Below are 20,405 nucleotides of genomic sequence, written 5' to 3'. Positions count from 1 at the left end.
CAAACTTCTCTGGAATCTCTTTACCGACCTGATGCTGCCCGACCTGCGCTTCCGGAAGGGGCGTTGTCGGAAGGCGAAGGCCAATGGCTTCACGCTGACAGAAATGCTGGTCACGCTGTTCATCCTTGGGCTTGTGACAACTGTGGTCGTGATCAATGTCCTGCCCAATCAGGACAAGGCAATGGTCGCCAAGGCCAAGGCAGACGTCTCGACGCTGGCACAGGCGATGGAGAGCTATCGTCTCGACAATATGACCTATCCGTCGGCGAGCGAGGGGCTGCAGGCGTTGGTAACCCCTCCGGCGGCGGCTGGTTCCTCGGCACGTCCCGGCTATATCAAGAAATTGCCGACCGATCCTTGGGGGCGCCCCTATCAATATGCAAATCCGGGCCGCAACGGGGCATTTGATGTCTATTCGCTCGGCGCCGATGGCGCGCCCGGTGGCGATAATGAAAATGCCGACATCTATTCCGACTGACCATAAAGCCAAGGCAAACGGTTTCACGCTGGTTGAAATGCTGGTGGTGATTTTCCTGCTCAGCCTTGCTTCGGCTGCTGTCGTGCTGATGCTGCCCGGCAGCGACAGCACGGTGCGCAACGATGCAGAGCGTTTGGCGGCGCGGATAGCGGCAGCGCGCGATGAGGCGGTCATGCAGGCGCGTCCGGCTGCTGTCTGGACGCGCGCTTCGGGCTATGGCTTTGAACAGCGTTTCGACGGGCAATGGCGCGCGCATCCGGATTCTGCATTCAAGCCGCGATATTTCGATAATGGCACGCGCATAATGGGTGCAACGCAGAACCGCATCCTGTTCGACGCCACCGGTCTGCCATCTTCGCCTGCAAAAATCGAACTGGCCAATGGCGAAGGCCGCAGCCTTGTTTCGGTCAGTGCATCTGGGGAGGTGGCCGTTGCGCGCTGACCGCCTCTCACAAAATGGCTTCACGTTGATTGAAGTTGTCGTCGCGCTGGCTGTCTTCAGCCTTGCGGCGCTGGCGCTGATAAAGCTCTCCGCTTTTTCATTGCGCACCGGCGGGGACGTGATCGCGCACGAACTGGCGTGGCAGGTGGCGCGGAACCGGGCGGTTGAAATCATCTCCGATCCCGCAATGCCCGCACTGGGTGAAATCCAGGGCAGCGAGAACAATGGCGGACAGGCGTTCATCTGGAAGCAGACGGCCAAACAAACAGGCGATGACCGGTTTGTGCGGATCGACATACTGGTCAGCGGTCAATCGGGCGGGCGTGCCCTGCTAACCGTCGCGAAGCAGCGGCCATGACATCGATGGCTGATTTCCGAACCCCGGCCAGCAACGGCTTCACGCTTGTCGAAATGCTCGTTGCGCTGTTTGTTTTCGGGCTGATTTCGGCTGCGGGTGTAACCTTGCTGAGAAGCACCGCAGACAGCCAGATCCAGTTGCGCGACAGGCTGGGTGAACGGGCAACGCTCAGCCGGCTCTCGAACCTGATCGAAGCCGATCTCGCGCAGGCCGTGCCGCGACCAGCGCGAGTTGAAGGCGGGTCGACACGTCCGGCCTTTGAAACGGGTGATGGGAAACTCTTCACATTCAGCCGCATCGGGGCCGCACCGGACGCAGCCACGGCCCAGCCTTCACTCGCGCGTATTGCTTACCGGTTAGACGGCAGCAGGCTTATTCGTAGTGCGGCGAGCCACGCCGATGGTTCGCGCAGCGGCAGCGATGCTGTTTTGATCGAGGGATTACGGCAAGCGATCGTGCGTCTGCGCGAGGCCGATGGCGGCTGGCGTAACGATTGGACAGCGGTCGATGCGGACATATTGCCGCGCGCGCTGGAAATTGTGCTGACCACGCAAGACGGCAGAAACTACCGCATGCTGTATCTGGTCGGTGCGGGAAATGACCCGGTCAAGCGTGAAGATGAGGAGGCGGCCAATGGCCAAGCCATTTAATCCTCCCGCAAGCGAACGCGGTGCAGCCCTTTTGACGGTTCTTCTGCTTGTTGCCGTCATGGCGGTCATTTCTGCGACCGCGCTCGAACGGCTGCGGCTATCGACGCGCTTGGCGGTAAACGGCGCAGCAATGGCGCAAGCCCGCGCTTACAGCCTTGCGGCGGAGGGGATTGCGACTGCACGCATAGAGGATCTGTTGCAGCGCGATGCAGCGCAATTGACCAATGACGGCAACTGGCTTGATCGCGAGATTCCCGTTCCGGTCGATCGCGGCCAGGCAACGGTAAAGCTGAGCGACGGGCAGAATTGCTTCAATCTCAACAGCCTGGTTTCGGGCAAGGAAGGCGCATTTGCCGCCAGCCCGATGGGGATGCAGCAATTCACCAAGCTGATGGAATTGCTCGGCATAGCCTCCAACGATGCGATCGTCATCACCGAGTCCACAGCCGACTGGCTCGACAGCGATAGCAACGCACTGCCGTCGGGGGCAGAGGACAGCTTTTATAGCGGACAATCCGAACCCTATCTGGCCGCCAACCGATTGTTCATTGATCGCGGCGAGTTGAAGGCAGTGCGCGGGATGACGCCGACTTCTTATGCCCGGCTGCGCCCATGGATTTGCGCCTTGCCGGTGGCCGAGCCGATCAAGCTCAACGCCAATACATTGGCACCGGATCGCGCTATTCTGCTTTCGGCCCTGCTCGATGGCAAAATTTCGCCAGCCCAGGCCAAGGCTCTGCTCGCCATCCGGCCGGCAGGCGGCTATGGCAGCGCGATCAAATTTTGGGCGATACCGCAACTCGCGGGATCGGAAATCCCCGCAAATATTCAGGGTCAGGTGGGTGTGACAAGCAACTGGTTTTTCCTGCAAAGCCGGGTTTCGGCTGAGGCGATAGAGCTTGAGAGCCATGCATTGCTGCAAGCTACCGACATGCCGGTGCGCGTTCTGTGGCGCAGTTGGGGAGAGGCCGGATGAGTCTGCTTGCCCATATCGTGCTGTTCCCGGACCATCAGACCGAGGCGCTGCAAATCTGGTCGCTGACCGAGGATGGATTGATTCCTGCCGAACCGCCTTTTGGCGATGACGAAGCCCTGCCAATAATCGCACTTGTTGCGCCCGAACATGTTGTGGTCCGCTGGCATGAATATGAAGGGCTGGCGTCGCGGCAGGCCGAGGCGGCGGCGCGGCTCGATGCCGCTTCTGCGTCGATCAACGCCGCCGCACTCCATGTTGCCGCGCAAGAGCGTGATGGCGCGGTGGTTTCGGGGAGCATGGATAGCGCCCTGTTCACACGCGGGCTGGATCGGTTGAAGGTCGACCGGATTGATCCCGATCATGTCTGGCCGCTCGGACTTGTCCTCCCTGACGACGCTGGTCACATTGCCCGTGTCAATTTGGGCGGGGCGATTGCATTGCGTTCGGGGTTGCACATCTTGCCCGATGAACCAGCTTTGACCGCTTGGCTATCCGGCGAACGACAGATTCGCGAAATCAGCCATGCCGAATTTGCCGGATATTTTCGTGGCGCAATTTCCGAACCGCCGCTCGATTTGCGTTCGGGACTTTTTGCGAAAAAGAACGCCCGCGCTGGGCTCGATAGAAACAAGTTGAAGCTTGCCGCAGCCATCGTCGCTTTCGGCTTGCTCTGCAGTTTGCTGTTGGCGCTGGTGACATGGTTCAAGGTCGACCGCGCCATTGCCCGCGAGGACGAAACGGCATTGGTCGCCGCACGCAAGATTGTACCGGGTATCAACAGTGCTGCAGAGGCTCCTGTTAAAATTGAACAAATGCTTAGCTCGCGTGGAGGTGGGCAACGTGCTTTCACCATCCCAGCCTCGGCCTTGTGGCGTTCAATGCAGCAAGCCGAGGGGGCAAGTCTGCGCGATCTGCGCTTTGGTTCGGACAAGCTGCTGTCGGCCACAGTGACGGCAGCAACGGTCGATCCGGTCAACCGGTTGCTGCTCGACCTGCAACGGCAAGGCTATAAGGTGACAGCGACGCCGCGACAGGAAGCCAACGGCGTTACCGCTGTGGCCATCACGGTGAGGGCGCCATGATCGAAAAGCTGGCAAACTGGTTTGACAGGCTTTCGCTGCGTGAGAAGGTATTAGTGAGCGTGGCGGCTATCCTGTCAGCGCTTTTGGTGGCGATCTACGGCATTTATTTGCCGCTCACCAACTCGATCCACGAAAAACGGGTCGAGTATCGCGAGGCACTCGAACGGCGTGTCGCGATTGAGGCGATGGCGGCGCAGGCAAACCAGAAACGGACTGGATCGGTGGTTGCTGATATCTCCGGGCCGCTGGAGCAGGTGGTAAACCAGCGCGCAACCGAGGCGGGCTTCGCCCTCGAAAAAGCCGATGCGGCAGGTAATGGTCGTGTCAGCATTTCAATGGCGCAGGCCCGGCCTGCTGCCTTGATGAAATGGCTTACCGAACTGGAGATGGCAGGCATCGTTACCGAGCAGATTGAGGTGAAGGTCGGCAGCGCGGGCACGGTTTCGGTCAACGCTACGCTGGCGAGGGGCGAACAATGAGGCCGTCACGGCGCTTTTACTATGCGGCGGCCATATTGTTCGCCATTGCGGCGATTGCCTTCATGCCTTTGCGCTGGGTTGTCGGCGTGGCGGTGCCGGAAAAGTCAATGGTGACAGCTTCGGGGGCAGATGGAACGATATGGTCGGGCCGCGTCTATGATGTGCAGTTGGGGCAGCTGGGTATCGGCACGTTGGACGCCGGTATTCAACCGCTGGGTCTTTTCCTTGGTCGAGCCGGTTTCTGGTTCGAGCAATCGGCGACTGCAGGACTGCCCGGCTTTCGGGGTACAGTCTCCAAGGGCTTTGGTGGTGTTTCTGCAGAAGGGTGGAATGGCAGCGTTCCGGTAGCCGAAATCCTGCCCGGTTTCCCCGCTGCGCACCTTGAATTTGATAATCTATCTGCGTCCTATTCAGCTGGGAAATGCCGCACGGCCAGTGGCAGCGTTCGGCTAAAGCCCGAAGGTCCCTTATTTGCGGCACTTGGTGTCGACGCGGGATTGATGGGGCGGGTACGTTGCGAGGCGGGCGAACTGCTACTGCCGTTCGCCAGTGCGTCGGCGATGGAACGGGTGGAATTGCGCATATCGGCTGACGGTCGCTACCGCGCGGCGGTGCAGCTGCAACAGCCCAGTGCAGAAATTGCGCCGATGCTGTCAATGGCGGGATTTGCGCCCATCGCTGGCGGCTACCGCAAATCGGGCAAGGGCCGGTTCTGGTAGAGTCAGGCGGCCTATTGCAGCCCATCGCTTCACTGGGAGCGCCGACGCTCGCGGTTTTGGCCGCAATCTTTGGGGCGATCATCGGTAGTTATATCGGCGTTCTGGTGCTGCGCTGGCCGACGGGTGAGCCGACCGTCGGTGGGCGTTCGCGCTGTGATAGCTGTGAGCGGCAACTGGCATGGTTTGATCTGGTACCTTTATTTTCGTTCCTGATGCTGGCGGGCAGGTGCCGATATTGCAAGGCCCCGATAGACCCGGTCCAGGTAGTTGCAGAGTGGACGGGCGCGATACTGTGCGGGTTGGCCTTTTACCTTTTGCCATTGGAGATCGCAGCCGCGTGCGCATTGTTGTTTTTGCTGCTGTTGCCGCTGGCACTGCTTGACGCACGCCATTTCTGGTTGCCCGACCGTTTGGTTATCGCTCTGGCGCTCCTTGGTTTGGTGCTCGGTGGAATAACATCGGGCGGCACCGAGCTGACGACACGTTTGTTCGCTGCCGCATTGGCCTTTGCCGTGCTCGAAGGTCTGCGCCGCTTGTTTCGCGCGGTTCGGCATAAGGAGGGGATGGGCGCTGGAGATCCGAAATTGTTCGCAGCGCTTGCGCTTTGGCTGTCGCCCTATGATTTGCCGCTGCTGATCCTCATAGCATCAACGCTTGGCATTGCATTCGCTCTGTTCCTGACGTTCAAAAAGCAGTCGATGCTGCAACTGCCATTCGGCTCGCTTCTGGCCGCTGCGACGGTCATTTTGGTCTTCGTCCGGCTCTAGCCATCACCCTGTTTGCAGTTCGGCCGTGGCTTCTGCACCCGAAACCATCGCATCGTGCAGTGCATCGACGAACTGGTCACAGCATTTTTCCCAATCAAAGCTGGCGCCCAGTTCTGCAGCGGCTTGCCGCGACGCGCCTTGTGCCTTGACGATGGCGGCGGACAGCGAGACATCCAGCGCACCCGCGGCCTGATCGATCTGGTCGTAGATACCGCGCGATGATGGGCCCAATATGTCGATCGGTCCTTGCACGGGGAACGCAGCCACTGGCACACCGCAGGCCAGTGCCTCAATCAAGACGAGGCCGAATGTGTCGGTCAGGCTGGGGAAGACGAAGACATCGGCGCTGCAATATGCGCGCGCGAGTTGTTCGCCGTGCAGCGCGCCGAGGAAATTCGCGTCCGGAAACTGTTCGCGCAACTCGGCAAGCGCGGGGCCATCGCCGACGATGACCTTGGTTCCGGCAACGGCGGCACCCAGAAATGCACCGATATTCTTCTCCGGCGCGACCCGCCCGACATAGAGCAAAAGCGGTCGCGGCAGATGCGCCAGGTCTTCGAGCGGATCATGGCCGGGATGGAACAACTCTCGGTCGATGCCCCTCGACCATAATTTCGTCTGGCTGATGCCACGCTGCGCCAGCTCATCCATCAAACGGTAGGTCGAGACGAGTACGCCCTTTGAAGGCTTGTGAAAGCGCCGCATGATCGGCCAGAAACGGTCGGACGACAGGCCTGTCCGCACGGCAGCATAGTCCGGAAAGCGGGTGTGAAAGGCGGTGGTGAAGGGTACATTGTTGGCGATACACCACGAACGTGCAGCCCAACCGATTGGCCCTTCGGTGACGATGTGGACAATGTCCGGCTGGTAGCGGCGAAGAGTACGGCGAACGCCAAATCGCGGCGCAACAGCCAAGCGGATTTCGCTATAACCCGGCGCGGGTAAGGTGATGAACTGGTCAGGCGAGATCAATTCAATTTCATAGCCCCGGCGCTGCAGGATCGAAATGGTGGTCGCAAGGCTGCGCACCACGCCATTGGTTTGCGGAAACCAGGCGTCGGTGGCGATAGCGATCCTCATGCCACGGCCAGCATTTGTGGCTGCTTTGCCCTGGCGCGATGTGTTTCGGACCAGTCGAGGATCGACATGGTGCCATCGAATGCCTCGACCAATGCGGTGCAGCTTTCCACCCAGTCGCCGTCATTATAATAGGTCACATCGCCGATCTGCCGGATCTCAGCGCAATGGATATGGCCGCACACGACTCCGTCAACGCCACGCTCGGCTGCTTCGCGGGCGACAGCATCTTCGAAGGCGCAGACATATTGCACCGCATTTTTAACGCGCTTCTTGAGATAGGACGACAGCGACCAATAAGGCATGCCCAGCCGCTTGCGGATGGCGTTCAGCCAAACATTGGCGCGCAGCATCAAGGTGTAGGCCTGATCGCCTAGAAAGGCGAGCCAACGGGCATAGAGCACAACACCGTCAAAGGCATCGCCATGCGTGATCAACAGGCGCTTGCCGTCCGCCGTTTCGTGGATGGCTTCCTGCGCGAGCGTGATGCCGCCAAAGCTGAATCCCGCATAATCGCGCAACATCTCGTCGTGATTGCCAACAATGAAAACGACGCGTGTTCCCTTATGCGCGATTTTCAGGATGCGGCGGACGACTTCATTATGGCTATCAGGCCAATACCAGCCCTTTTTGAGCCGCCAGCCATCGATAATGTCGCCCACCAGATACAGCGTTTCGCACTCGACCGAATGGAGGAAATCAAGCAGCAGGTCGGCGTTACAGCCTTTGGTGCCGAGATGGATGTCCGAGATCCAGATGGTGCGATATTTGCTCTTGGGCCTGAAACTTCGCGGTTCGGGGTGGTTGATCCAGTCAGGCGGTGCAATCGCCGTTGCTTTGTCGATGATCAGATCGGTGGCAGCATTTCGTAGCAAAGTCCGCGCTCCCTGTTTTGGCTGGGACGGATTGCTCTTACAGACTGACTGTTACGTGCGATGGGCCGGGCGATGACGATTTGGGGACTATTTGGTTGCAGCTATATTTCAGCCAGCTGGGTCAGGGGATTTCAAAAACATAGCCGATAGGACGGACTGTGCGGATCACCTCGGGCGCACCGACTTTTTTAAACGCCCGGCGCAGGCGCCCGATCCACACATCAACCGTCCGGCTTTCGATCTCATCGAGTGGTTTACCGGAGAGCTGGATCAGATCTTCGCGCGAAAAAACCTTGTCGGGGTTATGCGCGAAATGCAGCAGCAGCTGAAATTCATTCGGGGCCAGATTGACGCGCTGTCCCTTATATTTCACCCGATAGGCTTGCGGCTCAACCACCACGTCACCCAATTCGATCCTTTCCGAAGTGTCGGAGGGCAGGACATGCGATGCACCATGCTCGATACGCCTCAAAACCTCTTCAGGCGATAATTGGCCGACGACATAATCGTCGGCGCCCGCCTGCATGGCGCGCACCAGCATATCCTTGTCGGCCTGATCGAAAACCATCGTGATGGTAGACTTCTGTGTAACAGGGTCGACGCGCAGCCGCCTGCACATTTCCAGCCCGGAAATTTCCGGTAGAATGAAATCGACAAAGCACCAGATATCGCCGCCTGATTCCAGCGCAGGCACGGTTGATCCAATGGCGACCAGTGCAAGATTTGGCCGCGCCCGTTGCAATTCGACAAACAGCGAAGGGTTCTGTGAAGTGAACAGAACAGTCTTCGATCCGGTCATGGCATAAAATCCGCAGGTCTGAGTTAAATCCTAACTGCAACCTTCAAATGACAGAATCGTGACTCTTTGTGTTCACAACATTCAAACAGGGTTTTTGAGCCGGAAGGCGGACTTCAGCGCAGCGCGACGCCGAGTTTGTCAGCCAGCATCGGGGCGATGCTGCGCATGTCAATCTCGCCAAGATTTTTGCCTGCGGTGACGCCTTTACCCATAATCAGGAAGGAAGACCGCATATTCCCGCCCGACTGGAAATAGCCATGCGTGCCTTTGCTGCCCGATGCAGAGACCAAGGGCGCATCTTTACCTTTGAAGCCGCCTCCATAAGCACCGAATTCAAAATTGACGTAGAAACTGGCTTTCGGATTGCCGCCCATCTGAGCGATTTCGTTGCGATCTGCTATAGCCGCAATCCGGTTTGCCGGATCGAACTTCAGCTTTTTGAGCAGGGCTTCGACGCGCGCGACCAATGATTCATCGGCAGGATCAGCGAGCATGATGGCGCTCGAACCGCCGGAGTTCCAGGGGGCGGCCTGCCACTCTTTGATTTTGCCATCGGCACCCAGCATCATCAGCCCGGCATCGATAAAGGCGCGGTACAGGTTGATCTCGGTTGTGGTCGCGGCAAAGCCATGATCCGACGCGATCGCGATCACCGCATCCGGATGCACTTTCAGTTGGGCCGCGACCAATTTGCCCACAATGGCGTCGATGCGTTCGAGAATCTGGTGGGCATCTTTTGTGTCCGGCCCTTTTTCATGCTGCTCATGATCGAGCGCGGTGAAATAGGCGGTCATGAAATCCGGCTTTTCAGAGAGGATCAGTGCCTCGGCAAAACGCGCCCGGTTTTCGTCACCCGCGATGCTCTCATCAATACCTTGGGCATAGGCAACGCCTAGTGATGCTTCCAGCTTGTCCACCAATCCAGGGGTGGCCAGTACTTTCATCAGCTTGACGTCATCCTCATGCCCGGTGCGCCAGATTTGCGGCAGGTTGTAGCGGATGGCGTTTTGCCCGACGGTAACGGGCCAGTGGACATTGGCGGTCTTGAGGCCAGCCTTAGCTGCAGCATCCCACAATGTAGGTACCTTATAGTCGCTGGCATACCAGTACCAGCCCGACTGGTTTATCTGCATCGGATCAAAGCCGGTATTGCCGACTATGCCATGCTCGGCGGGACTTTTACCTGTCACCAGGGTCGCGTGGCTGGGATAGGTCACCGAAGGCAGCACGCCTGTGACGCCGCTGGCGTAGCTACCTTCTTTGACGAAACGTTTCAGATTTGGGATGTTGATGCCCCGCTTTTCGGCTTCGATCACATCGGCGGGTTGCAACCCGTCGATAGAGATTAAAAGCACGGGTTCGGCCTGACTGGCGGCAGGAACAAGCGCAGCCAGCGCGACGATAAAGCGGGGCATCCTGCGCATCAGAAACCGACCTTTGCAGTTACAAAGAACTGTTGCGGTGCACCAGCCTGAAGGGTCTGGTTATCGCCGCTATTGCCAAAGCCGTTCGACCCGATGGTCGAAACATAGCGCTTGTCGAACAGGTTGGTTGCATTGAGTTGAACCTCGATCGGCTTGCGCATGCCCATGTTGAAGCGATAGCCAAGCGTTGCATCGACGAGCACGCGGCTGCCAACCGACTGGTCGTTGGTGTAGGTGAAGTAGCGCTTGCTCATATAATTGGCACCGATGCGGCCAAAGAGGCTGTCGCTGTCATAGGCAATTTCGCCCTTCAGCATGTGCTTAGGCGTATCGACAAGCGTTTTGCCTTTTGTCGGGATGGTGACAGGGGTCACGCCCGGTACAATCACATTGTCGCGATAGGTCGCGTCGTTGTAGCTATAGGAAGCAAACAGTGTCAGCCCGCCACCCAGCCGCACATCGCCAGCTGCTTCGAAACCGAGCGAACGCACCGAGCCAACATTCTGCTGGATCGACGGGTTGCCGACAATCCCGGGACCGGTCGGGATGCCGAGCAGTCGGTTGCGGAAGTTGACAAAGTAGACACCCAATACGCCGTTGAAGGTCGCGTTGTTGAAACGAGCGCCGAGCTCGTAGGTATCCGATTCCTCTGGCTTCAAGCCGCGTGTCCGCAGTGCATCAAAACCAGCCTGTGTGGTTGAGAAAGGACCGCTGGTTGCTGAGGAAACGAAGGCACGGGTGGCCTGCGTAAAGCCACCGAATACCTCTGCATTGCCGCTCAGCTTATAAGCGACGCCGGCATGCGGCTGGAACCAGTCGCGCGACTTGATCTTGCCGGCAGCGAGCGTACCCTGAACGCGCGGGTCGGCCTCATTGTTGACCTGAAAACCCTTCCATCCAAGGTTGATCGTCAGATCGCCCATGCTGATCTTGTCCTGCACATGATATTGCAGCGTGTCGGTGTTGAAATCGAACAGCCACTGCGTGAAGAACGGGTTGCGCAGGAATTTGGTGTGATCGAGACCCGGAGTGGTCAGGCTTTGGTAGGCGTAAAAACGGCGCGCCTGGGTGAAATCATTATGCTCATACCAGCCGCCGACGCTGATATTGTGATCGCCGACTTCGGCTTCCAGTGAGCCGAATACGCCGCCGCGCTGGATATCATATTCGGTGGTACGCGCCGACATCGGGACGCCGTTGGGGCTGGGAACATAAGGTGTGCCCCAAGTGCCCTGGCCGGTGTTGTCGTGGTAATAAGCCTTGATCTTGAAGGTCACGCCCTCGTCGAGCGGGGCCGTCAGGCCATAAGCCGCCAGCGTGTCCTTGCGCAGGCCCGATGCATCATAATAGCTGTCGTCCAGATTGTTGATCGGGGCGACGAAAACGCCCTGCGCTGCGGCGATGGCCTTTGCATAGTCCGGGAAATAATTGTCATGATCATAGCCGAGGCGGTTGATCATCTCGAGCGACAGATCCTGATAATCCTGTTCGGCGCGATCCGAATAGCTGAAATAGGCGTCGAATTCCGCCTCACCCACAGGGATGATCGCTTTCGCATTTATCATCCAGTTACGCTGGTCACCGCCGCCCTTCCATTTTTCCGCATTGTGATAGGTGCCGGAGATGAAACCGCGAATGCCATCGCTCTCGCCAAAGTTGACGCGCGCAAAGGCACGAATGGTGTTTTCCGAACCGTACGTCAGATTGGCATCAGCGCCAAAGCCATCGGTCGGGTCATAGGAGAAGAATTCCAGCGTGCCGCCGAGATTGTTGGTCGATTGCGTGCCGATTGAGCCGGCGCCCTGTGAAACGCGGGTGATGCCGATATTTTCAGGCGCAATCGCACGGCCAATGTGCAGGCCGTTATTGTTACCATAGGTTGAATCGCCGAGCGGAATGCCATCGAGTGTGTACCCAAGCTGGTTTTGGTTGAACCCGCGAATGGTGACGCGGCTCGACCATTCATAGGTGCCGAACGGGTCAGCCGACTGGAAATTCACGCTGGGAAGCTTTTCGATTGCCTTCAACGGGCTGGTGCCGGGCGCGAGGATGGTTACATCTTCTGTCTTGAGTTCTTGTACCTGACGGGTCTGGCCTTGGCCGAAGACGACAATCTCGCCTTCTGCAGTTGCTTCATCAGCGGCAGGTGTTGTTTGCTGGGCGAATGCCGGCGCTGAAACGAGCGCCGAAGTCGAAAGCAGGAAGAGAGTGGCGGTACGCATGATTTTCCCTCGCAGTTGTTATTGCGAGGCGCGCATTAGGCGGGTGCTGTTGCGATTCTGCGAGGGTATCGTGACAGTTTGGCTAAGGCTTCAAGATAGTAAAATGACAACAACCGTTTCGGTTATCGCATTTTCTCCAGTTTCACCTCGATACCCTTCCACAAATTTATGAAGGCGGCTGACGCGGGGCAACTTCGCTGAAATGCACCAATAGGGGCACGGCGGACAGCAACCTGCTCGATCGCGCTCGACATCGGAATGATCGGCCAGTCGGGTTGTCCCGCACAAGCGTCACGGTGCAGGGATCGCCTACGATCGATCATCGAGAAGACTGGTAATATCGCTGCATGCGATTTGACGATTCTTGATAGCTCCAGCCGAACCAGATCAAGCGATCGTCTAGCCAGCGGGGAAGGCGATAATGGTACTATTATCAGGTCCGCGGCGCGCATGATCTGTCGCGCGACTTCGTTCATGACAGGCGGGCAGTCGAGAATGATGACCTGATATTCGCTTTGCAGTCCTTCCGCGATTTTTGCGAGGCGGCGTTTCTTGCCCAACTGGCTGAAATAGGAATCGAGTTCGACCAAGCTGCCGTCGGAAGGCAGTAAATCAAGGCCTTCAATTTCGGTTGCGGTGATGATCGAACTGGCCGGACGGTCTTTTGAGAAGACCGAAAAAGCGGGTTTCCCGTGCTCTTCATCCTCCCCCAAAAGATAGGATGCACCGCGTTGCGGATCGAGTTCCCACAGCAAAGTTCGTTTATTGCTGATTGTCGATGAACACCAGGCGAGGTTCACCGCCATGGTCGATTTGCCGACGCCGCCTTTGGGGCTGTAGATCGCGATGACTGCCATAATTACCCTCCGCCCAAATCGTCTGACCCAGGCTATGCTAACATCAAGAATCTTCCATGTCTGTGGCGGGTTGAATGCAGAAATGTCCTATTGTGAACTAAGTCGATTTCCCGACAAAGATATCGTTCAACTGTTTGAGACGCCGCCGCACCGTGGGTGAATCAAGATGGGCAAATTCCGGCTCGAATTGCAGATTCAGGTTTTTGCTCTCCTGCATAAGGGCAACGCCCTCCAGGCCAATGCCTGTTCCACCATCGAGGCGCTGGGCTAGCCGGACTGCAAGCCCCCACAGCGTTGCGCGGTCGAGCAGGTCATCGGTTGCGAGCAGGGACAATAAAGGTGGTCGGGTTTTCTTGCCGCCATAGGATGCATAGAGCCCCGCTGCCATAACGGCGCGATCCGATGCAGTAACACCAGGCCAATTGCCTTCCAACGCAAGTTCGGCGGCATGTTCTGCGCGATACTCAGGGTGGCTGTTCCATGCGCTGTCGGCAAGCAGGCAAACCGCTTTGCGGAGCCGGTGCAGCGGTTGCGGGTCATGCATGAAAATCGGCGCGATCCAGTTCGCAATCCGGTCTCCATGATAGGCGAATCTCGATAAGCGCGCGCCCTCGTGCCGGGCGGCAGCGATCAGGGGATCTTCGTTTCGTTGCTCGCTTGAAAGGCGATCGAAAAGCAGGCCTTCGCGAAGTCCATAGACGCTGACAATAATTTCGGACGGCTCAAAGACACGTATCAGTGCCTCCATGGTCGAATAGGCTGTCGACATGAATGGCAGGCGTGCGTTCGAAACGACACCCGATTGCTCCATTGCCGATCGATTGGCGACCAATTCCGCTAGTGTCTTGCCTGCATCCAGCGGCATCGAATAGTTGGACAAAATCGTCAGCGGGTAGCCGGTTGCGTGCATATGCAATTGGGCAAGGGTCCGCCATGCCCCGCCAACAAGATGCAGGGGAAGATTTTTGCGGATCTCAAATCCGTCGGTCTCTTCGATCCTCTCTTCAATATCGTGCGCAATGGATTTGGGGCTGCATTCTGGGCTTTTGGAGAGCGGTATCGTCCCGAATGGCATGGAAAGCGGTTGCTGCGGTTCGCCATTTTCCACCTTGGCCAGTTCAAGGCTGCCGCCGCCCTGATCGGCGACATATCCGGTTGCCCATGGCATGTCGCAAACGACGCCCAGTGCTGAAGCACGCGCTTCTTCCTCACCTGTGATGAGATCTATGGGCACACCTGCCTTGGCGGCCCGCAGCAGAAACTCGCCGCCATTTTTGGCTTGTCGGGTAGCTTCGGTGGCGACGACATGACGCTCACCGACGTTCATTGCAATTGTCAGGGCATCAAACCGCTGCAGGGCGGCGATAGCCTGCTCCATGGTTTCGGGTGTTATCCCTCCGCTTTTTGCGACGCTTTCCCCAAGCGCGACACGCGCTTTTTCGTTGTAGATGGGCATGGGTGCACGGGCGGGACCGCCATAGACGACCAGACGGATCGCGTTCGAACCGATGTCGATGACGGCGCGGGGGGATTGGATCATGTTCGGCGAATAGGCTTACTGGCGAACGAGGTCCAGCTTTGGAACGTCGTTGCGTTGGGCCAAGGCGCCGCCACGACCGGACAGCGACGGATTGGTCATGAAATATTGGTGGAGATTGAAACGGCGGCCTTCCGGTTTCAACCTTACATATTCACCAGACGGCGTCAGTTTCCAGCTTTGCTCATTGTCGATCAGATTGGCGACCATAACCTGATCGAGGATCTGGTCGTGCACCGTCGGGTTTTCGATCGGCAGCATATATTCAACCCGCCGGTCAAAATTGCGACTCATCCAGTCGGCAGAGGAAATATATACGCGCGCACCGGGATTTGGCATTTCCTGACCATTGCCGAATGCCCATATCCGGCTGTGCTCGAGGAAGCGGCCAACGATCGATTTGACACGGATTCGCGATGACATGCCCTTTACGCCGGGACGCAGGCAGCAAATACCGCGGACAACCAAGTCAATTTCGACACCCGCCTCGCTGGCTTCATAAAGCTTTTCGATGATCTGTGGATCGACCAGTGAGTTCAGTTTGGCCCAAAGCGATGCGGGTTGCCCGTTGCGGGCGAAAGCGATTTCGGCGTCGATCAGTTCCATAATCTTCTCGCGCATCCCGAGCGGGCTCATGGAAAGCATCTCGAGGTTGTGCGGTTCGACATAACCTGTGACGAAATTGAAAATTTGCCCGGCATCGCGCCCCAGCCGGGGGTCGGCGGTGAAGAAACTGAGGTCGGTGTAAATCCGTGCCGTGATCGGGTGGTAATTGCCTGTGCCAAAATGGCAGTAGGTTTTGATGCCGCCATTCTCCCGTCGGACGACCATCGAAATTTTCGCATGCGTCTTCATGTCGACGAAGCCGTAAATTACCTGCACGCCCGAATTTTCAAGCTGCGAGGCCCACATCAGATTCTGCTCTTCATCGAAGCGCGCCTTGAGTTCGACAACAGCGGTGACGGATTTTCCGGCCTCTGCGGCATCGCAGAGGGCACGGATAACAGCAGATTGCTTGCCTGCGCGATACAGGGTCTGCTTGATCGCAAGAACATCGGGATCAGCCGCCGCCTGTTGCAGGAAGGCGAGCACGACGTCGAAGCTTTCATAGGGGTGGTGGACGACAATGTCTTTCTGGCGGATTGCGGCGAAGCAATCGCCATCCTGTTCCAAAATGCGTTCCGGAAATCGCGGTGTATAGGGTTTGAATTTCAGGGCTTTTCGGTCTTCTTCGACCAGTTGCGCCAGATCGCCAATGCCCAGAAAACCGATTGTTTCGGTTACGATCGATTCCTCGCCACCCAAGGCGTGCCGGATCAGTTTCTGAATGCGTGACGGCAGCCCGCGCTGCATTTTCAACCTGATGACCCGGCCGCGTCGGCGCCTTTTGATCGCGCTGCGAAAATAGCGGACAAGATCTTCGGCTTCTTCCTCAACCTCTATGTCGCTGTCACGAAGGATGCGAAACGCGCCTGCCGCCAGCAATTTATGATCTGGAAACAGAAGGCCGACATAGGATTTGATCAATTCTTCAATAGGCACAAAGCGCCGTCGTGAGCCGGGCACGCGGATGAAGCGGGGCAGGGCCGAAGGTATCATGATCAACTGCCGCACCAATTCCTTGTCATGAAGCCGCCGCATCTCGAAGATGACGCTCAGTCCAAGATTGGGGATGAAAGGAAATGGATGGCCGGGATCGAGTACCTGCGGTGTAAGAACGGGCAGAATCTGCTCGCGGAAATGTTGCTCAACGGCTGCTTCGGCCTTTTTGCCGATTTCTGAGGGATCGATAACGGCGATACCCTCTTTCGCCAGATGCTTGCGCAGTTGCTGCCACAGCTTTTGCTGGTCTGCCATCAACGCATCCGCCTCTATGGTCACCGCCTCGAGCTGTTCACTCGCGGTCATGCCGTCTACGGAGAGTTCTTCGATCTTGCGGATTTGCTGACCACGCAGACCAGCGACACGAACCATGAAAAATTCGTCGAGGTTGCTGCCCGAAATCGACAGGAAGCGGAGTCGCTCCAGCAAAGGGTGGCTGCGATTGGACGCCTCTTCAAGCACGCGGCGGTTGAACTGCAACCAGCTGAGTTCACGGTTGAAGTATCGGGAATGGGACATGCCGGCCTCGCCCTCGATTAACTTCCTGCCCGTCAAAGCTACCTCCCAAAATTCCAATAACAGCTATGCTTCGACCATGTTACGAAAATACGACAACAACGCCCATCGACTGAGCAGGAACAGCTAAAGACTTACTGCAGCACTATTGCATCCACATTTCGTTTCGCTACGCAACTATCTTGCATTTGGCCAAACGGGGATGCTGCCGCATATAGGATGCAAGCGTAGGAAAGAGGAGAGATAAATGAGCGAAGACGTCAGCTATGATGTGTCAGATGGTATCGCAACGCTGACGTTGAACCGGCCGGAGCGCATGAATACCATTTCCGGCCCGATGCTCGATGAACTGACTCGCTTGTTGGTAAAGGCCGGGGCTGACCGTGATGTCCGCGTCATCATCTTAACCGGCAGTGGCCGGGCTTTTTGCGCCGGATTGGATTTGGGGCAGGCGCAAAAGGGTGAAGGTATCGGATCGTCGTCCGCGACATTTGGAGCGACGATTGATCTACGGAATACCCCGCCGACAGTCCTGCACGCGCTCGATAAGCCCGTGATCGCCGCCCTCAATGGATCTGCCGCCGGCTATGGCATGGACCTGGCTCTAGGCTGCGATATCCGCGTAATGGCGGACGACGCCAAATTGGCCGCCGCATTTGTGAAAAGGGGTGTGCTGCCCGAATCCGGTGGAACCTGGTTCCTGCCACGCATGCTCGGCTGGGCGAAAGCAGCTGAGATTATCTTCACTGGCCGCACATTGTCTGCAGAAGATTGCCTTAAGGAGCGGTTGGTCAATGAAGTGGTGCCGAGCGGTCGGGTCGCGGCGCGCGCACGGGAATTGGCGACAGAGATTGCCAACAACGCTCCATTGGCGGTGCAAGGCGCAAAGCGGCTTATGCGTATGGGCATGGAGGAGACTTTCGACACCCATGTGCAGCATGTGTATCTCCAGTTGCTGCCCTTATTCCAGAGCGCTGATTTCAAGGAAGGAATTGCCAGCTTCATGGAGAAGCGCCCGGCAAAGTTCACCGGCAGGTGAAGGTGACCAAGGGGGTGTGTGCTTGCTAGCTGCCATGGCCGAATGAATTTGAAAGTGGCGCGCCCTGCAGGAGTCGAACCTGCGGCCTCAAGATTAGAAGTCTCGCGCTCTATCCAGCTGAGCTAAGGGCGCGCGCTGGCTGCGCAATAACCACTTTGCGCGAGTGTGCAAAGCGGGATATGGCGACGGGATGAGCAATCGAGCAATAGAAGCGCACAGCGCCGCTGAAATGACCGGCCGGCATTTCCGTTACTATGACTTTGTTATGGCAGCGTTTGTGGCGGTGTTGCTGCTTTCCAACGTTATCGGTGCCGCAAAACCTGCGGCCATTGAAATCGGCGGTGAGCCTTGGGTTTTCGGCGCAGGTATTCTCTTCTTCCCGCTCGGTTATGTCATCGGCGACGTGTTAACCGAGGTCTATGGCTATGCGCGCGCCAGGCGGGTGATCTGGGCAGGCTTTGTCGGTCTGATATTCATGGCTTTCATGAGCTGGGTTGTCGTCAGCCTGCCACCTGCCACCGGCTGGGAAGGGCAAGCGGCCTATGAGAGTGTGTTCGGGCAGGTTCCGCGTATCGTGCTCGCGTCGATCGTCGCGTTTTGGGCGGGCGAGTTCGTCAACAGCTATGTCATGGCGAGGATGAAAATCTGGACGCAGGGCCGACATCTCTGGTCGCGCACCATCGGGTCGACAGTGGTGGGGCAGGGAGTCGACAGCCTGATATTTTACCCGCTGGCCTTCTGGGGTGTTTGGGAGAATGACGCTGTTGTCACGGTGATGGTCACCAATTGGGGGCTCAAGGTTATATGGGAAGTCGTGCTGACGCCCGTTACCTACATGGTTGTGGGCTGGCTGAAACGGAAAGAAGGCGTCGACCTGTTCGATGAAGGTACCAACTTCACTCCCTTCAAAACGCAGGTCTGAACCGCATGCTTTTCGGTTATACCCCGCTGGATTTCCAGCAGTTCAAGGTCGTGATGTTGGGCTTTACGGGTCTCGGCAAGGATGCCTTGCACATCTATGCTGGAATGGGGCTGTTCCTGTTCGTCCGGCTGATGTGGCGCTGGCGTGGCGGCTGGATGCTCGCCTGGTTGGCCGTTTTGGCCATGGCTTGCACGGTTGAATGGATCGATATGAAGGCGGAAGGCGCAGCTGACGCACTTCAGCCTGACGCCGCGCACTGGCACGATATCTGGAATACGATGTTCTGGCCGTCGGTCTTATTACTGGTAGGGCGTTGGCTACAGCCCAAGCCAAAACCCAAGACAGAAATGTCAGGCGATCTCGCGGATCAGGCCCTCGAAGAGCCGACGTCCATCTGATCCACCCTGTACAGCCTCGATCATGCGTTCGGGGTGCGGCATCATGCCGAGGACATTGCCGGCGTCGTTCAAGATACCTGCAATGTTGCGCGCAGACCCGTTTACCTCTTCGGCGTAACGGAATGCGACCCGACCTTCGCCTTCGAGGCGGTCCAGCGTGGCTTCATCGGCGAAATAATTGCCGTCATGATGCGCCACCGGAATGATAATTTCTTCACCTGCTTGATAGCGGCTGGTGAACATCGACTGGCTGTTTTCGACAGTCAGTTTCACTTCGCGGCAGACAAAGCGGATACAGGCATTGCGCATCAAAGCACCCGGCAACAACCCTGCTTCGGTGAGTATCTGGAAGCCATTGCACACGCCCAGAACCGGAACGCCGCGTCCCGCAGCGGCGACAACGGCCTGCATCACGGGCGAACGCGCAGCCATCGCACCTGAACGCAGATAGTCACCATAGGAAAAGCCGCCGGGCACCGCGATCAGATCAAGACCAGCGGGCAATTCCGTCTCCCGATGCCAGACCATCGACGTGTCGGCACCGGTAACTTCACGAATGGCAACTGCCATGTCGCGATCACAATTGGACCCTGGGAACTGGATGACTGCTGCGCGCATAGCGATCAGCCTTTCTGTTCGATCTCGAAATTCTCGATCACCATATTGGCGAGCAGTTTGCGGCACATATCTTCAAGCTGCGCGGTTGTGATACCCGGCTCATGTTCGATCTCGATCAGGCGACCGGCACGGACGTCGCTGATACCCTGAAAGCCAAGACCTTCAAGCGCGTGGTGAATAGCCTTGCCTTGCGGGTCAAGAACCCCGTTTTTCAGTGTGACGAAGATGCGGGTTTTCATGGCGCTGCCCTGATTGCGGAAACTGCGCCCCCTATAGCTTTGCCGGACAGGGAAACAAGGGGGGCATCAGGGTTAATTTGGGGTAACCGAAGCCGCCAACCATTGTTTGACCTTAGACGCAGTAGCGTAAGCAGATGAAGGGTTGATTGCGGGCGAATACCCGCAGAGGTGGCATATGGTCGGGCTTGCAGCAGCGCTTTTTGTCGGAGTATTCGGCTTCGGAAACGAGATTTTCGGTTGGAGCCAATATACGCTCCACGAAGTCCAGCTTGCGCTGTTCCTGTCGTTCGTGCTCGGCATTTTATGCGGCTACAAGACCAAAGGCTGAC

At 57.5% G+C, this 20,405-nt stretch carries 23 protein-coding genes and 1 tRNA gene; 13 read left to right on the top strand and 11 right to left on the bottom strand.

Features of this window, described 5'->3' with window-relative positions; genetic code table 11:
- Positions 1-31: 31 nt before the first annotated feature.
- The 9 genes from gspG to PKC81_RS00245 are packed head-to-tail and all read left to right on the top strand — an operon-like array spanning position 32 to position 5,951.
- A complete protein-coding gene (gene gspG, locus PKC81_RS00285) occupies positions 32-478 on the top strand; it encodes a type II secretion system major pseudopilin GspG (protein WP_324332642.1) in 447 nt (148 codons plus the stop codon).
- Positions 456-920 (top strand): GspH/FimT family pseudopilin, encoded by a 465-nt coding sequence (locus PKC81_RS00280; protein WP_324332600.1) that lies wholly within the window; start codon positions 456-458, stop codon positions 918-920. The genes gspG and PKC81_RS00280 overlap by 23 nt, the downstream gene beginning before the upstream one ends.
- Positions 910-1,278, top strand: coding sequence for a type II secretion system minor pseudopilin GspI (gspI, locus tag PKC81_RS00275; RefSeq protein ID WP_324332599.1), 369 nt, complete (start codon positions 910-912; stop codon positions 1,276-1,278). Before PKC81_RS00280 ends, gspI begins: the two co-directional genes overlap by 11 nt.
- A 5-nt stretch (positions 1,279-1,283) precedes the next feature.
- Positions 1,284-1,928 carry a type II secretion system minor pseudopilin GspJ gene (gene gspJ, locus PKC81_RS00270; RefSeq protein ID WP_324332598.1) on the top strand — a complete coding sequence of 215 codons (645 nt, stop codon included), beginning with the start codon at positions 1,284-1,286 and terminating at the stop codon, positions 1,926-1,928.
- Complete coding sequence (gene gspK, locus PKC81_RS00265) at positions 1,912-2,904, top strand: type II secretion system minor pseudopilin GspK (protein ID WP_324332597.1); 993 nt, start codon at positions 1,912-1,914, stop codon at positions 2,902-2,904. Before gspJ ends, gspK begins: the two co-directional genes overlap by 17 nt.
- A complete protein-coding gene (locus PKC81_RS00260) occupies positions 2,901-3,986 on the top strand; it encodes a hypothetical protein (RefSeq protein ID WP_324332596.1) in 1,086 nt (361 codons plus the stop codon). Before gspK ends, PKC81_RS00260 begins: the two co-directional genes overlap by 4 nt.
- Positions 3,983-4,465, top strand: a complete 483-nt coding sequence (gspM, locus tag PKC81_RS00255) for a type II secretion system protein GspM (protein ID WP_324332595.1) — start codon at positions 3,983-3,985, stop codon at positions 4,463-4,465. Before PKC81_RS00260 ends, gspM begins: the two co-directional genes overlap by 4 nt.
- Positions 4,462-5,184, top strand: coding sequence for a type II secretion system protein N (gspN, locus tag PKC81_RS00250; RefSeq protein ID WP_324332594.1), 723 nt, complete (start codon positions 4,462-4,464; stop codon positions 5,182-5,184). The genes gspM and gspN overlap by 4 nt, the downstream gene beginning before the upstream one ends.
- Positions 5,185-5,198: 14 nt before the next feature.
- On the top strand, positions 5,199-5,951 hold the full coding sequence (locus PKC81_RS00245; protein WP_324332592.1) for a prepilin peptidase: 753 nt from the start codon (positions 5,199-5,201) through the stop codon (positions 5,949-5,951).
- A gap of 3 nt (positions 5,952-5,954) precedes the next feature.
- On the opposite strand, the gene PKC81_RS00240 is transcribed toward PKC81_RS00245, so the two are convergent.
- The 8 genes from PKC81_RS00240 to PKC81_RS00205 form a co-directional block, all read right to left on the bottom strand.
- The gene (locus PKC81_RS00240; RefSeq protein WP_324332591.1) at positions 5,955-7,031 is read right to left on the bottom strand and encodes a glycosyltransferase family 1 protein; all 1,077 of its coding nucleotides are present in this window, start codon (positions 7,029-7,031) and stop codon (positions 5,955-5,957) included.
- A complete protein-coding gene (locus PKC81_RS00235; RefSeq protein ID WP_324332590.1) occupies positions 7,028-7,903 on the bottom strand; it encodes a UDP-2,3-diacylglucosamine diphosphatase in 876 nt (291 codons plus the stop codon). Before PKC81_RS00235 ends, PKC81_RS00240 begins: the two co-directional genes overlap by 4 nt.
- Before the next feature lie 121 nt (positions 7,904-8,024).
- Positions 8,025-8,702 carry a response regulator transcription factor gene (locus PKC81_RS00230; protein WP_324332589.1) on the bottom strand — a complete coding sequence of 226 codons (678 nt, stop codon included), beginning with the start codon at positions 8,700-8,702 and terminating at the stop codon, positions 8,025-8,027.
- 113 nt (positions 8,703-8,815) lie between these two features.
- The gene (locus PKC81_RS00225) at positions 8,816-10,126 is read right to left on the bottom strand and encodes an ectonucleotide pyrophosphatase/phosphodiesterase (protein WP_324332587.1); all 1,311 of its coding nucleotides are present in this window, start codon (positions 10,124-10,126) and stop codon (positions 8,816-8,818) included.
- Entirely contained in the window at positions 10,126-12,348 is a 2,223-nt protein-coding gene (locus PKC81_RS00220; protein WP_324332586.1) for a TonB-dependent receptor, read from the bottom strand. The genes PKC81_RS00225 and PKC81_RS00220 overlap by 1 nt, the downstream gene beginning before the upstream one ends.
- Positions 12,349-12,470: 122 nt before the next feature.
- Entirely contained in the window at positions 12,471-13,205 is a 735-nt protein-coding gene (locus PKC81_RS00215) for a ParA family protein (protein ID WP_324332585.1), read from the bottom strand.
- Between the two features lie 97 nt (positions 13,206-13,302).
- Positions 13,303-14,745 (bottom strand): Ppx/GppA phosphatase family protein, encoded by a 1,443-nt coding sequence (locus tag PKC81_RS00210; RefSeq protein ID WP_324332584.1) that lies wholly within the window; start codon positions 14,743-14,745, stop codon positions 13,303-13,305.
- Positions 14,746-14,760: 15 nt separating this feature from the next.
- Positions 14,761-16,863, bottom strand: a complete 2,103-nt coding sequence (locus tag PKC81_RS00205) for an RNA degradosome polyphosphate kinase (protein ID WP_324332583.1) — start codon at positions 16,861-16,863, stop codon at positions 14,761-14,763.
- 244 nt (positions 16,864-17,107) lie between these two features.
- On the opposite strand from PKC81_RS00205, the gene PKC81_RS00200 reads away from it, so the two are divergent.
- Entirely contained in the window at positions 17,108-17,899 is a 792-nt protein-coding gene (locus PKC81_RS00200; RefSeq protein ID WP_324332582.1) for an enoyl-CoA hydratase/isomerase family protein, read from the top strand.
- A gap of 55 nt (positions 17,900-17,954) precedes the next feature.
- Here PKC81_RS00200 and PKC81_RS00195 read toward each other — a convergent pair.
- Positions 17,955-18,031: transfer RNA gene (locus tag PKC81_RS00195), tRNA-Arg, on the bottom strand.
- A gap of 58 nt (positions 18,032-18,089) precedes the next feature.
- Between PKC81_RS00195 and PKC81_RS00190 the strand changes: the two genes are divergently transcribed.
- Both PKC81_RS00190 and PKC81_RS00185 read left to right on the top strand, forming a co-directional pair.
- Positions 18,090-18,821, top strand: a complete 732-nt coding sequence (locus PKC81_RS00190) for a queuosine precursor transporter (RefSeq protein ID WP_324332581.1) — start codon at positions 18,090-18,092, stop codon at positions 18,819-18,821.
- Positions 18,822-18,826: 5 nt separating this feature from the next.
- Positions 18,827-19,219: a hypothetical protein gene (locus tag PKC81_RS00185; protein WP_324332580.1), complete on the top strand. Its 393-nt coding sequence runs from the start codon at positions 18,827-18,829 to the stop codon at positions 19,217-19,219.
- Here the strand turns inward: PKC81_RS00185 and purQ are convergent.
- On the bottom strand, positions 19,172-19,837 hold the full coding sequence (gene purQ / locus PKC81_RS00180) for a phosphoribosylformylglycinamidine synthase subunit PurQ (protein WP_324332579.1): 666 nt from the start codon (positions 19,835-19,837) through the stop codon (positions 19,172-19,174). The genes PKC81_RS00185 and purQ overlap by 48 nt on opposite strands.
- A gap of 5 nt (positions 19,838-19,842) precedes the next feature.
- A complete protein-coding gene (gene purS, locus PKC81_RS00175; RefSeq protein WP_298600413.1) occupies positions 19,843-20,076 on the bottom strand; it encodes a phosphoribosylformylglycinamidine synthase subunit PurS in 234 nt (77 codons plus the stop codon).
- A gap of 175 nt (positions 20,077-20,251) precedes the next feature.
- Here purS and PKC81_RS00170 point away from each other — a divergent pair, with 175 nt between their 5' ends.
- Complete coding sequence (locus tag PKC81_RS00170; RefSeq protein WP_324332578.1) at positions 20,252-20,404, top strand: hypothetical protein; 153 nt, start codon at positions 20,252-20,254, stop codon at positions 20,402-20,404.
- Position 20,405: the final 1 nt, after the last annotated feature.

It is taken from the genome of Sphingorhabdus sp., from assembly GCF_035329025.1.
Taxonomy (GTDB): Bacteria; Pseudomonadota; Alphaproteobacteria; order Sphingomonadales; family Sphingomonadaceae; genus Sphingorhabdus_B.
Note: the sequence above shows the minus strand (reverse complement) of the source record. Positions and strands in the feature narration are given on the sequence as shown.

Excerpts from the sequence above, each read along its gene's own strand:
- gspG (WP_324332642.1), top strand. The coding sequence starts at position 32 with ATGCTGCCCGACCTGCGCTTCCGGAAGGGGCGTTGTCGGAAGGCGAAG.
- PKC81_RS00280 (WP_324332600.1), top strand. The coding sequence starts at position 456 with ATGCCGACATCTATTCCGACTGACCATAAAGCCAAGGCAAACGGTTTC.
- gspJ (WP_324332598.1), top strand. The coding sequence starts at position 1,284 with ATGGCTGATTTCCGAACCCCGGCCAGCAACGGCTTCACGCTTGTCGAA.
- gspK (WP_324332597.1), top strand. The coding sequence starts at position 1,912 with ATGGCCAAGCCATTTAATCCTCCCGCAAGCGAACGCGGTGCAGCCCTT.
- PKC81_RS00260 (WP_324332596.1), top strand. The coding sequence starts at position 2,901 with ATGAGTCTGCTTGCCCATATCGTGCTGTTCCCGGACCATCAGACCGAG.
- gspM (WP_324332595.1), top strand. The coding sequence starts at position 3,983 with ATGATCGAAAAGCTGGCAAACTGGTTTGACAGGCTTTCGCTGCGTGAG.
- gspN (WP_324332594.1), top strand. The coding sequence starts at position 4,462 with ATGAGGCCGTCACGGCGCTTTTACTATGCGGCGGCCATATTGTTCGCC.
- PKC81_RS00240 (WP_324332591.1), bottom strand. The coding sequence starts at position 7,031 with ATGAGGATCGCTATCGCCACCGACGCCTGGTTTCCGCAAACCAATGGC.
- PKC81_RS00230 (WP_324332589.1), bottom strand. The coding sequence starts at position 8,702 with ATGACCGGATCGAAGACTGTTCTGTTCACTTCACAGAACCCTTCGCTG.
- PKC81_RS00225 (WP_324332587.1), bottom strand. The coding sequence starts at position 10,126 with ATGCGCAGGATGCCCCGCTTTATCGTCGCGCTGGCTGCGCTTGTTCCT.
- PKC81_RS00220 (WP_324332586.1), bottom strand. The coding sequence starts at position 12,348 with ATGCGTACCGCCACTCTCTTCCTGCTTTCGACTTCGGCGCTCGTTTCA.
- PKC81_RS00215 (WP_324332585.1), bottom strand. The coding sequence starts at position 13,205 with ATGGCAGTCATCGCGATCTACAGCCCCAAAGGCGGCGTCGGCAAATCG.
- PKC81_RS00210 (WP_324332584.1), bottom strand. The coding sequence starts at position 14,745 with ATGATCCAATCCCCCCGCGCCGTCATCGACATCGGTTCGAACGCGATC.
- PKC81_RS00205 (WP_324332583.1), bottom strand. The coding sequence starts at position 16,863 with ATGTCCCATTCCCGATACTTCAACCGTGAACTCAGCTGGTTGCAGTTC.
- PKC81_RS00200 (WP_324332582.1), top strand. The coding sequence starts at position 17,108 with ATGAGCGAAGACGTCAGCTATGATGTGTCAGATGGTATCGCAACGCTG.
- PKC81_RS00190 (WP_324332581.1), top strand. The coding sequence starts at position 18,090 with ATGAGCAATCGAGCAATAGAAGCGCACAGCGCCGCTGAAATGACCGGC.
- PKC81_RS00185 (WP_324332580.1), top strand. The coding sequence starts at position 18,827 with ATGCTTTTCGGTTATACCCCGCTGGATTTCCAGCAGTTCAAGGTCGTG.
- purQ (WP_324332579.1), bottom strand. The coding sequence starts at position 19,837 with ATGCGCGCAGCAGTCATCCAGTTCCCAGGGTCCAATTGTGATCGCGAC.
- purS (WP_298600413.1), bottom strand. The coding sequence starts at position 20,076 with ATGAAAACCCGCATCTTCGTCACACTGAAAAACGGGGTTCTTGACCCG.
- PKC81_RS00170 (WP_324332578.1), top strand. The coding sequence starts at position 20,252 with ATGGTCGGGCTTGCAGCAGCGCTTTTTGTCGGAGTATTCGGCTTCGGA.